Consider the following 14,775-nt stretch of genomic DNA (forward strand, 5'->3'; position numbering starts at 1 on the left):
CATTATGTCCCGCATTCACTCAAAATCCCCGTGGCTGCTGTCCGCGCTGCTGGTGGCAATTTTGGCGGCGTGTTCGCAACCGCTTCCCCACCATCCCCGTCCGATGACGGAATCGGCTGAGAGGGCTTCGATGTCTGCCGATTCTGCTGTCGTCGCCAAAGATATGTCCGTTATGCGGCTGCAAAGCGTGCGGTCGGAAGAAAGGCTGGGCACGCGCTGGGGCGACGAAGTCCAATCCAACGTGCGCCGCGTGGATTTGCGCCGTGTCAGCCAAGAGCCGCTGGCGCAGAACGTGTTGCATTATTCGTCAAAAGACTACCGCGGCCGCAGTGTCAACTCGATTTCGCTGGCGGCAGGCAGGGTGGAACTGTCGGTGCGGGGCGACGGCCACCGCGAGCTGCCGATTTTCCGCGACAACGGCCGCTATTACCTGCGCGGCATCAACGGACAGGCCTACCGCCTGATATACCGCAACAACAGCAGCCAAACGTTTGAAATCGTCGCCAGCGTGGACGGCTTGGACGTGTTGTCGGGCAAACCGGGCAGCCGATACAACAGCGGCTATGTACTGCGGCCGCACAGCACGCTGGAAATCGAAGGTTTCCGCAAGAGCGACAATGCGGTGGCTTCGTTTATTTTCAGCAGCCCCGGCGATTCTTACGCCGCCCATTCCGACAACGGCTCGGTACGCAACACGGGCGTGATTGGCACGGCGGTGTTCGAGCTGTACGACCCTGCGCGCCGTCCGGGTGACAGCCCCGAAGCCTTCCCGGCGGACAACGGATATGCCAAACCGCCTTCACGCTAACTTTGCCAATGATTAAAAAGCAGCCTGCACTTTTCAATTTCCGAAGTGCAGGCTGCTTTTTTACCGTTGATGCCCATATCACGCCTCAACGGCATCGGCGCTATTGCGAATGCTGGCGGAAGAAATCGGCCAGCGTCCGCACATATTCGGCGTTGCCGTCCAAGCCCAAGTGCGTGCCGCCTTCCAGCAACACCAGCCGTTTGGGTTCGCCGGCCAGCGCGTACAGGATTTGCGAATGTTTCGGGGCAATGACTTGGTCGGCCGTGCCGTGCAGGAACAGGATGGGGATGGGCGCGATTTGGGCGACATAGCGCTCGGCAGCGTAGGTATTGCGCAGCAGCAGCGAGCCTGCGAAGGGGATTTTGTCGTTGCCGATTTTGGAATAGGAAGCAAAGGTGGATTCGATGGCGACGGCGCGCACGCCTGCCTTGTTGCCCGCGCCGACCACGGCAATGGCGTTGGTGCCGCCCAGGCTCTGCCCGAACACGAGCAGCTTTTCCTTGTCCACGTCGCTGCGTGTGCGGACATAATCCAAGGCGGCGTTGCCGTCGTCAAACAGCCCTTGCTGGCTGGGCGTGCCGTCGGATTGGCCGTAGCCGCGGTAGTCGAACAGGAATACGTTGTAGCCTTCTGCGGGCAGGTGGCGCACGGCGGCCCAGTGGGCGGATAGATTTTGCGCGTTGCCGTGAAAATGGATTACTGTGGCGCGGGCGAGGCAGGCGGCAGGGTGCAGGTTGCTTTCGGCAGGGCATTGCGCGGGCACGAACCAGCCGTGCAGCGGCGTGCCGTCTTTGCTGGCGAAGCGGACATCTTCATACCGCAGGCCTTGTTGCGCGGGCGTGCCGTAATCCGTGTGGTCGGGATAATAAAACGCGTTTTGTGCGCAGGACGACAGGCCGAACCAGGCGGCCAGCAGCACGGCGGTGCAGAAAAGGGAGGCGGTGTGTTTCATACGGTTTCCGAAAAGGCGGGGAGCGGGTATTATGCACGAAAACGGCCTGTGTTGGCCGTGCAGGCTGCTTTTGGCAACGGAAAAGCAGCCTGCACCTTATCCGCCATTTCAAAACAAAGGAAACCTGATGAGCCATTACGACAACATCGGCTTTACCGGCATTACCGACAGCCAATCCCTGGTCGATACCACCAAGCGCGTTGCGCCGCAAGCACAAGAAATCGGCCGTTTTTATGCCTACCGCGACCCGAGCGGCGCGGAGTTGTGGATAGGCACGGCTGAAGAAGGCGGTGCCTACGCCGTCGAACCATATTTTGCAGGCTGCCCGCAGCGCGTGTGGATCACCACCGTTCAGGCAGGCGAATACGGCGACGGCACAGGGTTCGCCCAAGTGTGGCAGAACGGCACGGAAGCCGAAGACGGCGAATGCACTGATGGCGACTACCCCTTCATTATGGACATTCCCGATATTGCCGCCTTCCCCGAAAGCACCATCGGCACGGTGCAAACGGTGAAGGTGTGCGCCTTTGCCCAAAGCGTGGAATGCTTCGCCGACAGTGCTGCCTATGAAGCCAGCCAGCCGGACGAAGAGCCGAAATGGGCGGAGCAATGTTTCATCCCCAGCGGCATGTTCACAGACAATGCCGAACGCCCGCGCCCGCTCGCCATTGCCTTGTTCGCCGGCTTCGTCCGCCGCGCCGAAAAACGGGTCAACAGCTTTACCGGCAGCCCGTTTTATTACTGCGAAATCGACACCTACGGCGGCATATGGAGCGCGGTGTATCCGATTGAAACTTTCGAGCGCACGCCGGAAATCGGTAGCATTATCTATGGCGAATACTGGATAACGGGACGGCTGGCAGATGCGCCCGAACCCGCGCCTCCAACGGCCGAGAAACGCAGGTTTTGGCAAAAAAATGCCCGGCAAATAAGTAATCATTAAATATCAATAATTTGCTATTTTTTCCAAAACCCGAAAGCAGCCTGCACTCCTGTTTCCACCACCATGCTTTATTTTTATATCTGCTATGAACAACATGAAAAAACCAATGTCCGCTTTCTTCCTTTTTCTGGCCGGATGCGCCGCAGCCCATGCCGAAACCGCCCCGTTGCGTGATGATTTTATGATGGCGCCGATTGTGTTCAGGCGCAGCCAAATTCCGCCTGCCGAACAGCGGTATTATCAGGCACAGGTACTGTCCGAACCCGCCGCGCCGACTTCGGACGAGCCGCCTTTGTGGGTGTCCGACCACGTGCTGCTCGACCACCGCGATATTCAAAGTGCCGAAGCGGGTTGGGACGCATTGCGGATGCCTGCCATCGACATCACGCTGACACGCGGCGGCATGCAGAAGCTGTACCAAATCACACGGCAATATCGCGGCAGCAGGCTGGTGTTGGTGGATGGCGAAAGCCATACCGTGATTTCCGCGCCGCATGTTTACAAACCGATTTGGGGCGGCAGGGTGCAGGCAGGGGGAACGGGTTCGTTTGCCGAAAACCCAATGCTGGCAAGGCAAATTGCCGAACACGGGGAATTTCGCGCGGGGTCAGAGCGGCCGCGGGCAGGTTTTTCGCTGATGCGGGCATACCGCCGCAAACCGTCTGCCACACAGGAGTTTACCGTGTGGCGGCAGGCAGCCTGCACTTTTACCGCGCAGGATTTTTCACACATAGAGCGTGGGGACGCATCGGATAATGCAGGGAAAACCGTATTGCGCCTGCCACTGAATGCGCGGGGGCGGCAGAAATACCAATCGCCCGCCTGCCTTGATGCGGAAAGCGGCGAGATGGCGCTGTTGTACGGCCAGCCCGCCGAATTGGGCAATGTGAATGTGAAAGAGGACGGGCAGGCGTTTTATTTGTTCGGCGCGATAGGGAAAGACATGAATGACTATTGGAACATTTTGGCACGGCAGGATTGAATCCGCCGAAAAAGCAGCCTGCACATCATGAACCCAGAAAATTCAATGTTAAAAACAACGCGCAAAAGGCAAACGCAAGGGCGGACAGAATGCCGAAGCCCAGCGTTTGCCACAGCGGTTTTGCAAAAATTTTGCGGGATAGGTAACAAGCAGACAGAAAACACACCGCCAAACCGGCGTCAAGATAGACAGGCGTGGGCGCGGCGGCTGCGGCATAGCACAAAAAGACAATGATGGCCGTAATGAGAATGTTGGCGGACAATGCTATGAAAAATTTCATTAAATCTCCATCGGACGGCTAAATCAGTGGTTCAAAAGCAGCCTGCACATCATAATTTCACCACCACACCCGCAGGCTGCGTATTGGTTTTTTCATACGGCTCAAATGTGATTTCGCGTGCGGTTTCATCGTATTTCAGTTTCCGTGCGGGGCTGGCGTGAGCCGCAAGGATTTCCGCCAGCCGCGCACGCCGTTCTTTTTCGGGCAGCCGGTATAAGGCAAGGGCGGCCTGAAACGCGCGCTGCTGCATCAGCATGTCCTGCAAACGGGCGGAATAGGCATTATTGTCCGGCGCGGCAATGGCGGCAAGCTGGCAGCCTGCAAGGTTGTGCCAGCAGGCGGGGCGGTTCCAGCGTTCGCCTGCTTTCGGCTGCGGCGGCAGTTTTGTGTCCGCAGAAATGGCGCGCAGGGTTTCGGGCGTGCAGGCCTGCGCCATGGATTGGGCGACGAGGGCGTTGGTGTGCGGCTCGGAATAAGCCACTACGCTGAACAGCTTGCTTTGCCGGACAACGGGCGGTTCTTCGCCTTCCAAATCAACCGTATCCAACAGCGCGCCTGCTTTTACCAATACGTTGATTTCATTGGCAATGTTGCGGTATTCGCCCTGCTGCGCGGCACAGACGTTCGGTTCGCCGGCGGGGAACGGGGCAAACGCATCGGCGCAGCTTTCAGGCAGCCTGCCCGTCCAAGACGGCTCTTCGGCCAGCATTTCCGCCGCCAGTTGCGTATTTTTGCGGATGGCGGCGGCACCGAGCATCGGTGTCAGCATGGTATTGCCCGCGCGCAGCAGCTTGCGCCCCGTCCGTATATTGCGGCAGACGCGGTTCAGGGCGGCTTCCCGTTTGCCGTTCACCCAATCCAAAGCGGCAGGCGCGGTTTGCGCGGCGATGACGGACAACATGGGCGGCAGAATGGCGGATAATCCTTTGTCTATGGCGAAATCCAAATCGGGATAATCCGCCAGCCTGTCCACATTGGCCAGCAGCACGGCGTGTTTTTTCACGCCCGCCTGAAATGCTTCGCGATGGGCGCACACGGTGCTCAGGCAGCCTGCACCGCGTTGTCCGTCTGCCGCCGTGCAGTTCAATTCGCCGTTTTTCAGTTCGGGCAGGCGGCGGCTGCGCAGCTCGGCGGGCAGCGCTTCGTCTTTGGGCAGGTGGTTGCCCAGTTTGGCCATGATTCGGCGGCGTTCGGCCGCATCGGGAATGTCGTATGCCATCAGCCACAGCGCGTCTGCCCCCGCGCTGTCGCCTTTGGGCGGCGTGCCTTGCAGCAGGCGCAGGGATTCGGCGGCGGCAGCGGTTTCCTGCCGTTGGGCGACTTGGGGCAGCACGCCGAACACGGCCGCCGCCAAGCCGAAGACGGACAATAGGGCGATATGGGATTTTTTCAGGGCATTATTCTCAAAAAGAGATAATAATTTTCTGATTTAAAAACATTTTACCAAAATATCGGGCATGCGGGCGTATGGCACTGCATTTGCCTGCAAAAAGCAGCCTGCACATGGCCGCCAATCAAATAATCGGGCAGCATGCAGGCAAGTCCTTTATAATAGGCGGCTATTTGGCAGGGGAAAGCAGCCTGCAATCCTAAAAAAATCCACACATATATAGTGAAGGGGCTTAGGAAGCAAAATTTATTTTAAAGGATTTTCCCGCAACATTCTCAGCAGTATTTTATATAAATCATCATGCCTGTGATTGAAGCGGAACTCGGTTTCTTTTAAATGCAGGTAAAACGTATGTTTCGGCACCCCGTTAAATTGCACCAAGCGATGCTTGGCGTAACTCCAAAAAGATTCAATACCGTTAATATGCCGCCTACCACGGACAAACTCATTGTCACCATGATGTACCCTGAAATGTTTGGCAAAACCCATGTCAACCAATCCCTGATAACCGCGCCAACCGTCGGTATTGATGACACTCTCGATACCGACACGACCTCTAATGACCTTTTGCAGCGTTGCCTTGGAGGCATCGGGAACAATCTCGGTATAAACCTTGTCCCCGCGTTTCAAAATGCCAAAAACGATGGTTTTCCCACCCGCACCGCGCCCGCGTTTGCCTCTGATGCGTTTGGCACCAAAATAGGATTCGTCCAATTCTACAATGCCGTATAAAGGTGCCTGCCTCCCGCATTCGTCAGCCAAACGCCGGCGCAATTTCAGGTACAGGTTATTGACACTTCTGATGCTGACACCCGTCAGTTTTGCGGTATCGGAGGCAGTCAAATCCAAAGCAAACAGCCGCAGGAGCTGGCGAAATTTGGGCTCGGTAATTTTACTGAACTTTTGGTACTTGTTTTTTAAATTCATTTCAGAAGCTTATCACTATATTGAGTGATTTTGCTTCCTAAGCCCCTAGTGAATTAAAATCGCAATGATACGGCGTTGGTTCGCCTTGACGTACTACTTGTACGCCTTGCGGCTCGCTGCCTTGTCTCATTTTTATTTTAATCCACTATAAAATCCAAGAAAGACCCCATGAAATTCATAGACGAAGCCAAAATTGAAGTGTCCGGCGGACGTGGCGGCAACGGCGCAGCCAGCTTCCGGCGCGAAAAATTCGTACCGCGCGGCGGGCCGGACGGCGGCGACGGCGGACGCGGCGGCAGCGTGTTTGCCGTGGCGGACGAAAACGTGAACACGCTGGTGGAATACCGTTTCGTGAAAAAATACCAAGCCAAAAACGGCGAAAAAGGGCACGGCTCCGACCGTTACGGCGCAGGTGCGGACGACATCGAACTGCACATGCCCGTGGGCACGCTCATCCGCGACGCGGACACGGACGAAATCGTTGCCGATTTGACCTATCACGGCCAGCGCGTCTGCGTGGCGAAAGGCGGCAAAGGCGGCTTGGGCAACATCCATTTCAAATCGTCCGTGAACCGCGCGCCCAAACAGTTCACCAACGGCGAGGAAGGCGAGGCGCGCACGCTGCTGCTGGAACTCAAAGTGCTGGCGGACGTGGGCCTGCTCGGTATGCCGAACGCGGGCAAATCCACGCTGATTCGCGCCGTGTCCGCCGCGCGCCCGAAAGTGGCCGATTATCCGTTCACCACGCTGCACCCGAATTTGGGCGTGGTGCGCATGGACGAAAACAACAGCTTCGTGATGGCCGACATTCCCGGCCTGATTGAAGGCGCGGCGGAAGGCGCAGGTTTGGGGCACCGCTTCCTGAAACACCTGTCGCGCACCGGCCTGTTGCTGCATGTGGTGGATTTGGCGCCGTTTGACGAAACCACCGACACGGCCGCCGAAGCGTTGGCCATCATCAACGAATTGCGCAAATACGACGAGGAACTGTACGGCAAACCGCGCTGGCTGGTGTTGAACAAGCTGGATATGCTGGACGAGGCGGAAGCACAACGGCGTACGGCCGACTTTCTGGCCGCCATCGGCTGGGATTATCCGCTGCCGGACGACCGCTACGAGTTCGACATGGAAACGCCGCGCCTGTTCAAAATCAGCGCGCTCACGCACGACGGCACGCAGGAATTGGTGCAGCAAATCAACCAGTATCTGAACGAAAAACGGCATTTGCAGGCGCAAGAGCAAGCGCAGCAGCCTGCGGCCGAAACGGACGGCATTCAAACCGATATGTCGGTGTTTAAGGCCGAATAGCCGCATGGAAAAGCAGCCTGCACTTTTGCAAATACCGAGTGCAGGCTGCTTTTATTGTGTGATTTCAGTAATCAATCGGCGGGTCGCCCTCAAAAGCAGCCTGCAAACCATTTCCCTTCATAGCGACCCCATGACCACCATCGCCCAAGCCATTGCCCAATCGCCGCTGCCGCGCCTGGAAACGCGCCTGCTGCTGCAACACATCACCGGCCTGTCGCACAGCCAGCTCATCACGCGCGACGGCGACCTTCTGCCGCCCGAACAGGAAGCGCAATGGCGGCAGTTGTGCCGGCGGCGCGAACAGGGCGAACCGGTGGCCTACCTGCTGGGCAGCCGCGAATTTTACGGCCGCACGTTTGCCGTGAACCGCCATGTGCTGATTCCGCGCCCTGAAACCGAACACCTGCTGGAAGCCGCATTGTGCAGGCTGCCTGCCGGCGGCGCGCTGTGGGACATGGGCACGGGCAGCGGCATCATTGCCGTGTCCGCCAAACTGGAACGCCCCGATGCCGATGTGTTCGCCAGCGACATCAGCGCAGATGCGTTGGCCGTGGCGCAATACAACGCCCAAACACTCAAAGCAGCCTGCACCTTTGCCCAAGGCTCGTGGTTTGAAGCACAAAAGCAGCCTGCACGGCAATGGGACGTCATCGTCAGCAATCCGCCCTATATCCGCGCGGACGACCCGCATTTGGCGCAGGGCGATTTGCGCTTCGAACCCGAAGGCGCACTCACCGATTTTGCCGACGGCCTGCAACACATCCGCCACATCGTCGCCCAAGCCCCGCAGCACCTCAAAACCGGCGGCTACCTGCTGCTGGAACACGGCTACGACCAAGCCGCCGACATCCGCCGCCTGTTCGCGCAACACGGCTACCGCCACTGCGAAACGCTGCTCGATTTGGCCGGCCTCGATCGCGTAACGCTGGCGCAGCTTTAACCGCACGCAACAACACAAAAGCAGCCTGCACCTTCAGAAAACCGAAGTGCAGGCTGCTTTTGACAGGCAGCATGGCCGTTTTATTTTGCGCCGATAAAAAAGGCTGTTCGGGGCGGCTGAATTAGAAACTGACTAACTCGCCGCATGGATTGACAAGAAATGTTCTCGTTTCGGATTCACCCCCTTCTCTGGTGTCATCATCTATTTTGGATGGGGCGTACGTATATTTAATTGTTAAATATTCCGCATTCTCCTTAATCCTAATAGGAATATCGCTTCTCCATGATTGCCAATTCATCGGATATTTTTGCTTCAGATAAGCAACAAACTCCTGATAGGAACGCATTGTGCAGCAGTCTTCCGCATAAAAATGAACAGACCAACTATCCGTTTTTAATACACCGAATCCGCTCGGACGATTATAGTAATCGGGCTGCTGCAAGAAACCTTCTCCTGCCGGGTCGTATTTTTTTCCGCCCAAATTCTTTCTGACCATATAGGCAAAATCGCTATTGCCGCGTTCGGATACAAATTCAGGTTGCTTTTTCAGCAATGCTTCCAAAGTGGGATAGCCGTCCAGCCGGAACGGGTAGCAGGAATCCGTTTTCATGAATTCCGGATGGTCAGTCCAGTCATATTCCAAACCGCACATTCTCTCGTTAATTGTAACGAAGCCGCGCGGTGCGGCATCATCCCATACTTCTTGTTCCAACCACTCATCTGCCCGCCAGTGCCACTTTACCCACCGCCGCTAATATTCCTTCATCGCCAGCGCATAGCGCTCGCCCCTGCTAAGGGGTTTGTCGGGCTTGCATTCCATCGCCTCCCGTATTTTCCGTAGATCGGTTTCTTCTTTGGTTTCAAACAGGCTGCGGACGGAAGAGAGTATTTCTCTCGGTTTTATTTCGGGGCGGGCGATGTAATAGATGAATGCGACAAACGATAACAGGAAGATGTTGCGAAAAATGATGTATATTTTTTTCATGATTGTCCAATTGTGAATGAAGCAATATGGGTCAGGCAAAATCTGCCATGCTGCGGACGGGTATATATTATCCCATTGTTTCGGTTCATTAATGTCGGAATTTAAGGTTTTGTTCCGTATGTGCAGGCTGCTTTTCGGGTATCGGCATGAACATTCGGGCAATCGGGTGATGGAATGGGCGGTTTTAACCTTCGCCGTTGCGGCATACGCACAACACAAAAGCAGCCTGCACCCGCCTTTCGCCGCACGGAAATTGAAAAAAACGCCGCGCCGCCGTACACTAAACGCCCCGTTTTTTCAGGAAATTGCTTATGGTAGAACTTTCCAAATTCCGCTTTAAACTCTTTTTCAGCCATTTGATTTGTTCGTGCACCGTTGCCGCCATCACCGCCGCCATCGTGTTTTTGGTGTGGCATCCTGCACCGTTGGCCAAAGCGGTGGGCGTTACCCACATTTTTCTGCTCATGCTGGCGATTGACGCCATTCTGGGTCCCGTGCTGACTTGGACGGTGGCCAAAGAAGGCAAGGCCAGGCATCTGATTCGGCTGGATATGACGGTCATTGTCATTTGCCAGCTTGGCGCCATCAGCTACGGGCTGTACAGCATTGCCGTGAACCGCCCCGTGTATATGGTGTTCGACAAAATCCGCTTCGATTTGGTGCAGGCGGGCGACATTAAAGACGAAGAACTCGCCCAAGCCCAAGCGCCCTACAATACCACTAACTGGGGCACGCCCAAATGGGTGGCCGTGCGCCCGTTCAAAGACGACAAAGAACGTTCCGACCTCCTGAACCGCGAACTGCGCGGCGACGGCGCGCCTTCCACCATCCCTTTCATGTACGAATCCATCGATTCGCCGGCGCAATGGGAACTGATATTGAAGGAAGCGCAAGGCGTGGCGGATTTGTCCAAATACAATCCTGAATCCGCCGTGTCCGCCGTGCTGCAAAGCCATCCGCAGGCCGACCGCTTCCTGCCGATGAAGGCCTACGATACGGATATGACGGTGCTGATTGACAGCAAAAACAAACAGATTGTCGATGTGGTCGATTTGCGGCCTTGGCAATAAACGTGCAAAAAGCAGCCTGCACATTGGGAAACCGAAGTGCAGGCTGCTTTTTTGGGCGATGCGGCTTATCCGTATAGCCACGCCGCCAATAAATCGGGCGATACGATGTGCAGGTACGCGGTTTGCGGCAAGGCAGCCTGCACTTGGACGCAGGCGGTGTGCAGCATGCCGTCGCGGAAATAGTGCACTTGGTGTTCGTCGCCGATGCGGGTGAGCAGTTGCGCGGTCGTGTCGCGGCAGGCAAAGCCGTTCACGGCGATGATTTTGTCTTTCGGTTTCAGGCCGGCGCGTTCCAAAGCACCGCCGTTGAACACGTGGGTAATCAGTGCGCCGTCGGCCTGCTGCGTGAAGCGTCCGCCCACATCGCAGGCAGCCTGCACCATTGGCGGGGCTTCCGTGCCGCACGAGCCGGTTTCGGCGGCGGGCGCGGGCAGCCAGTGCAATGCCAGCCCTGCCTGTTTCAGGCATTCGGCAGTCGGCAAATCTTCGGTGGAATACAGCGCGCGCTGAAAGAAATCGTGCAAATCCAGTTGCGTAAACTCCTGCGCCAACTGCTGCCATTGCCCTTTGTCCGTGCCTTTTCCGGTGGCGCGGTAGCGGGCGTAAAGCTGCTGCATGACGCTATCGAGCGAGTGGGGGCTTTGGCGGCGGATGTGCAAGTCCAAACACAGGGCGGCAATCGCACCCTGCTGGTAATAGCTGACGATGGCATTCGGGCTGTTTTCGTCTTGTTTGTAATATTTGTGCCATGCGGCAAAGCTCGATTGCGCCAGCGTTTGGTATTGCCGCCCGCCCGTCCTTTGCACGCGCGTGAGGTTTTTCGCCAGCAGCGTCAAATAATTTTCTATGCCGATAACACCGCTGCGCACCAAAATCAGGTCGTCGTAATAAGACGTGATGCCTTCGTATGCCCAAAGCTGTTCCGTGTACACTTCCGCATTTAAATCATACGGTTGGAATTTGGTCGGTTTGATGGATTTGACGTTCCACGCGTGGAAATATTCGTGCGCTATCAGGCCCAGCAGTTCGGTGTAGGCGGCATCGGGTTCGCGGCCGGCGTCGTGCGCGGGCAACGCCCAGCGGTCGGCGTGCAGGGCAGTGCTGCTGATGTGTTCCAAGCCGCCGTAGATTTTGTCGCCCAAATGCAGCAGGAACAGGTATTCGGAGAAGGGTGCAGGCTGCTTGAACAGGGCGATTTCATAAGCGCAGATGGTTTTGACGTCGGCGATGAGGCGTTCGCGGTCGAAATCGGGATAGTGCCCGCTCAATGCGATTCGGTGCGGAATGCCGTGCGCTTCAAAATGCAGCACTTCGATTTGCGCGCCCATTTCAAACGGATGGTCGATGAGTTCTGCGTAATTTTGCGCGGTAAACACGCGTGGGCTTTGTTGGGGCAGGGTGGTTTGGATGTGCCATGCGTCCGGCAGGTGCAGCGTGATTTCGCAGGCTTCGTGATGGCGGTCGGGGTCGGTCAGAAACAGGCACGCGCCGTCGAAAAAGCCGCGTTCGTTATCCAGCAGGCTGGCGCGGCAGGAGAGGTCGTTGGCGTAAACGATATAGTCGATTTTCCATTCGCCGGCCGAATCGGGCAGCCGCCAGGTGTTTTTGTCGATGCTCTGCACGGCGGCAGGTTGCCCGTTGCAGGCAGCCTGCACCTGCATGACGTGGCGTGAGAAATCGCGCACCATATAGCTGCCCGGCGTCCAATTGGCCATTTGCAACAGGTGCAGGCTGCTTTTTTCTTCGCGGCGGTAGGTTAGCGAAATGTGCCACTGATGGCGTTCCGGCACGGCGGTAATGGCGTAGTGCAACATAAAAATCCCTATAAAATATAGTGTTAAAAAATATTAAGCCGCGATTTGACGTATATCAACAACGCGAAAACCCGACGCTTATAACATATCCGCACAAAAAATATGGGTATATTGGCAAAAGCATTGATGTTTTATCACTATTTGGTTTTGTAGAAAAGGCAAATATGCTTTAAAATACCCGATTGCGTTTTGCGCCTAAATTTTACAAAGAGGCACAAAATGTTAAATTAAGAAAACAATATTCGGTGCAGGCTGCCTGCAACCCAATTGTTCAGTAATAAATATCAAGCCATGCATTTGGAGACTTTCATGGAAACGCAAACTTATAACTACAAAGTGGTGCGCCAATTTGCCATCATGACAGTGGTTTGGGGTATCGTGGGGATGTTGGTCGGCGTTATCGCCGCCGCGCAACTGCGCTGGCCCGAGCTTAACCTGTCGGAAATCGCGCCTTGGTTCCACTTCGGCCGTATCCGTCCGCTGCATACCAATGCAGTGATTTTCGCATTTGGCGGCAGCGGCCTGTTCGCCACATCGTATTATGTGGTGCAGCGCACCTGTAACACGCGCCTGTTCGGCGGCTGGCTGCCTGCATTCACCTTCTGGGGTTGGCAGCTCGTCATCGTGCTGGCCGCCATCACATTGCCGCTCGGCCTGACGCAAGGTAAAGAATACGCCGAGCTGGAATGGCCGATCGATATTCTGATTACTGTTGTGTGGGTGGCTTATGCCATTGTTTTCTTCGGAACAATCGCCACGCGCAAAATCAAACACATTTACGTTGCCAACTGGTTCTATGGCGCATACATCCTGGCGATTGCCCTGTTGCACATCGTGAACAACATTTGGGTGCCTGCAGGCTGGTTTAAATCCTACCCTGTTTACTACGGCGCAATCGACGCCATGGTGCAATGGTGGTATGGCCACAATGCCGTGGGCTTCTTCCTGACCGCTGCCTTCTTGGGCATGATGTATTACTTCGTTCCCAAACAAGCCGGCCGCCCCGTGTATTCCTACCGTTTGTCGGTGGTGCACTTCTGGGCATTGATTTTCACTTATATGTGGGCAGGCCCGCACCACTTGCACTACACCTCGCTGCCTGACTGGACACAGTCTTTGGGTATGGTGTTGTCGTTGATTCTGTTCGCACCGTCTTGGGGCGGCATGATTAACGGTATCATGACCCTTTCGGGCGCATGGAGCAAACTGCGTACCGACCCGATTTTGAAATTCCTGATTGTGTCGCTGTCGTTCTACGGCATGTCCACATTTGAAGGCCCGATGATGTCCATCAAAACTGTGAACGCATTGAGCCACTACACCGACTGGACTGTCGGCCACGTTCACTCCGGCGCATTGGGCTGGGTGGGTTTTGTGACCATCGGTTCGATTTATTACCTGATTCCGCGCTTGTTCGGCCAAAAAGAAATGTACAGCACCAAATTGATTGACGTGCATTTCTGGATTGCCACCATCGGTGTGGTGCTGTACATCACTTCTATGTGGGTAGCCGGCGTGATGCAGGGCATTATGTGGAGCCAGCTGAAACCGGACGGCACATTGGCGCACACATTCGTGGCCACCGTCAGCCGCACTATGCCTTACTACTTTGTACGTTTCTTGGGCGGCGTGTTCTATTTGAGCGGCATGGTCATCATGGCATACAACGTTTACCGCACTGCAATGCGCGGCAAACCTGTTGATGCGGAAATTCCTGCATTGCCGCAAACACAGCAACATTAAGAAAAGGCAGGCTACCAAAATGAAATTACAACAATTAGTTGAAGAAAAAGTCGGTTTTCTGATTGTCTTTACATTCATCACCATCAGCATCGGTTTGGTGGTACAGGTGATTCCGCTGTTTTTCACTAAAGAAGTGATTACGGCAACCGAAGGCGTGAAACCTTATTCGCCGCTGCAAGTGGTGGGGCGCGATATTTATGTGCGTGAAGGCTGCTATAACTGCCACTCGCAACAAATCCGCCCGTTCCGCGCCGAAACCGAACGTTACGGACACTATTCCGTGGCCGGCGAATCGGTTTACGACCATCCGTTCCAATGGGGTTCCAAACGTACGGGTCCTGATTTGGCGCGTGTCGGCGGCCGTTATTCCGACGAATGGCACCGTATTCACCTGCTCAATCCGCGTGAAGTGGTTCCCGATTCGAATATGCCTGCCTTCCCTTGGTTGGCACGCAATAAAGTCGATGTGGAAACAACCGTGGCTCATATGAAAGCCTTGCAACGTGTAGGCGTGCCTTATACCGACGAGGATTTCGCAAAAGTTCCAGAAGAATTGAAAGACAAATCCGAGTTGGATGCCGTGATTGCTTATTTGCAAGGCTTGGGTTTGGCATTGAAAAACAAAAGGTAAGA

At 55.6% G+C, this 14,775-nt stretch carries 15 protein-coding genes; 8 read left to right on the forward strand and 7 right to left on the reverse strand.

Translation table 11 applies throughout. From position 1 onward, the window contains the following. Nucleotides 1–4: 4 nt before the first annotated feature. Nucleotides 5–808, forward strand: coding sequence for a hypothetical protein (locus HMPREF9098_RS08375; RefSeq protein ID WP_003783868.1), 804 nt, complete (start codon nucleotides 5–7; stop codon nucleotides 806–808). A gap of 100 nt (nucleotides 809–908) precedes the next feature. Here the strand turns inward: HMPREF9098_RS08375 and HMPREF9098_RS08380 are convergent, their stop codons facing one another. Continuing rightward, nucleotides 909–1,760, reverse strand: a complete 852-nt coding sequence (locus HMPREF9098_RS08380; protein WP_003783869.1) for an alpha/beta hydrolase — start codon at nucleotides 1,758–1,760, stop codon at nucleotides 909–911. A gap of 127 nt (nucleotides 1,761–1,887) precedes the next feature. Here HMPREF9098_RS08380 and HMPREF9098_RS08385 point away from each other — a divergent pair, with 127 nt between their 5' ends. Both HMPREF9098_RS08385 and HMPREF9098_RS08390 read left to right on the forward strand, forming a co-directional pair. Continuing rightward, nucleotides 1,888–2,703 (forward strand): hypothetical protein, encoded by an 816-nt coding sequence (locus HMPREF9098_RS08385; protein ID WP_147285379.1) that lies wholly within the window; start codon nucleotides 1,888–1,890, stop codon nucleotides 2,701–2,703. A gap of 106 nt (nucleotides 2,704–2,809) precedes the next feature. Next, nucleotides 2,810–3,685 (forward strand): SecDF P1 head subdomain-containing protein, encoded by an 876-nt coding sequence (locus tag HMPREF9098_RS08390; protein WP_040564389.1) that lies wholly within the window; start codon nucleotides 2,810–2,812, stop codon nucleotides 3,683–3,685. A 25-nt stretch (nucleotides 3,686–3,710) separates the two neighbouring features. On the opposite strand, the gene HMPREF9098_RS08395 is transcribed toward HMPREF9098_RS08390, so the two are convergent. The 3 genes from HMPREF9098_RS08395 to HMPREF9098_RS08405 form a co-directional block, all read right to left on the reverse strand. Next, nucleotides 3,711–3,965 carry a hypothetical protein gene (locus HMPREF9098_RS08395; RefSeq protein ID WP_003783872.1) on the reverse strand — a complete coding sequence of 85 codons (255 nt, stop codon included), beginning with the start codon at nucleotides 3,963–3,965 and terminating at the stop codon, nucleotides 3,711–3,713. Between the two features lie 49 nt (nucleotides 3,966–4,014). Further along, nucleotides 4,015–5,334 (reverse strand): hypothetical protein, encoded by a 1,320-nt coding sequence (locus HMPREF9098_RS08400; protein ID WP_003783873.1) that lies wholly within the window; start codon nucleotides 5,332–5,334, stop codon nucleotides 4,015–4,017. 267 nt (nucleotides 5,335–5,601) lie between these two features. Then, on the reverse strand, nucleotides 5,602–6,282 hold the full coding sequence (locus tag HMPREF9098_RS08405; RefSeq protein WP_003783877.1) for an IS1595 family transposase: 681 nt from the start codon (nucleotides 6,280–6,282) through the stop codon (nucleotides 5,602–5,604). A gap of 168 nt (nucleotides 6,283–6,450) precedes the next feature. Here HMPREF9098_RS08405 and obgE point away from each other — a divergent pair, with 168 nt between their 5' ends. Together obgE and prmC are read left to right on the forward strand one after the other, a co-directional pair. Next, on the forward strand, nucleotides 6,451–7,590 hold the full coding sequence (gene obgE, locus HMPREF9098_RS08410; protein WP_003783879.1) for a GTPase ObgE: 1,140 nt from the start codon (nucleotides 6,451–6,453) through the stop codon (nucleotides 7,588–7,590). A 130-nt stretch (nucleotides 7,591–7,720) separates the two neighbouring features. Continuing rightward, a complete protein-coding gene (gene prmC, locus HMPREF9098_RS08415) occupies nucleotides 7,721–8,530 on the forward strand; it encodes a peptide chain release factor N(5)-glutamine methyltransferase (RefSeq protein ID WP_040564390.1) in 810 nt (269 codons plus the stop codon). A 121-nt stretch (nucleotides 8,531–8,651) separates the two neighbouring features. Here the strand turns inward: prmC and HMPREF9098_RS08420 are convergent, their stop codons facing one another. Continuing rightward, nucleotides 8,652–9,242: a hypothetical protein gene (locus tag HMPREF9098_RS08420; protein WP_003783883.1), complete on the reverse strand. Its 591-nt coding sequence runs from the start codon at nucleotides 9,240–9,242 to the stop codon at nucleotides 8,652–8,654. Nucleotides 9,243–9,281: 39 nt separating this feature from the next. Continuing rightward, nucleotides 9,282–9,515: a hypothetical protein gene (locus HMPREF9098_RS08425; protein WP_003783884.1), complete on the reverse strand. Its 234-nt coding sequence runs from the start codon at nucleotides 9,513–9,515 to the stop codon at nucleotides 9,282–9,284. Nucleotides 9,516–9,826: 311 nt separating this feature from the next. On the opposite strand from HMPREF9098_RS08425, the gene tfpZ reads away from it, so the two are divergent. Then, nucleotides 9,827–10,585, forward strand: a complete 759-nt coding sequence (gene tfpZ, locus HMPREF9098_RS08430) for a TfpX/TfpZ family type IV pilin accessory protein (RefSeq protein WP_003783889.1) — start codon at nucleotides 9,827–9,829, stop codon at nucleotides 10,583–10,585. Between the two features lie 65 nt (nucleotides 10,586–10,650). On the opposite strand, the gene HMPREF9098_RS08435 is transcribed toward tfpZ, so the two are convergent. Continuing rightward, a complete protein-coding gene (locus HMPREF9098_RS08435) occupies nucleotides 10,651–12,399 on the reverse strand; it encodes a M61 family metallopeptidase (RefSeq protein ID WP_003783891.1) in 1,749 nt (582 codons plus the stop codon). Nucleotides 12,400–12,696: 297 nt separating this feature from the next. On the opposite strand from HMPREF9098_RS08435, the gene ccoN reads away from it, so the two are divergent. After that, nucleotides 12,697–14,142: a cytochrome-c oxidase, cbb3-type subunit I gene (gene ccoN, locus HMPREF9098_RS08440; RefSeq protein WP_040564880.1), complete on the forward strand. Its 1,446-nt coding sequence runs from the start codon at nucleotides 12,697–12,699 to the stop codon at nucleotides 14,140–14,142. Nucleotides 14,143–14,161: 19 nt separating this feature from the next. Beyond that, entirely contained in the window at nucleotides 14,162–14,773 is a 612-nt protein-coding gene (gene ccoO / locus HMPREF9098_RS08445) for a cytochrome-c oxidase, cbb3-type subunit II (RefSeq protein WP_003783896.1), read from the forward strand. Nucleotides 14,774–14,775: the final 2 nt, after the last annotated feature.

The organism is Kingella denitrificans ATCC 33394, from assembly GCF_000190695.1.
GTDB lineage: Bacteria > Pseudomonadota > Gammaproteobacteria > Burkholderiales > Neisseriaceae > Kingella_A > Kingella_A denitrificans.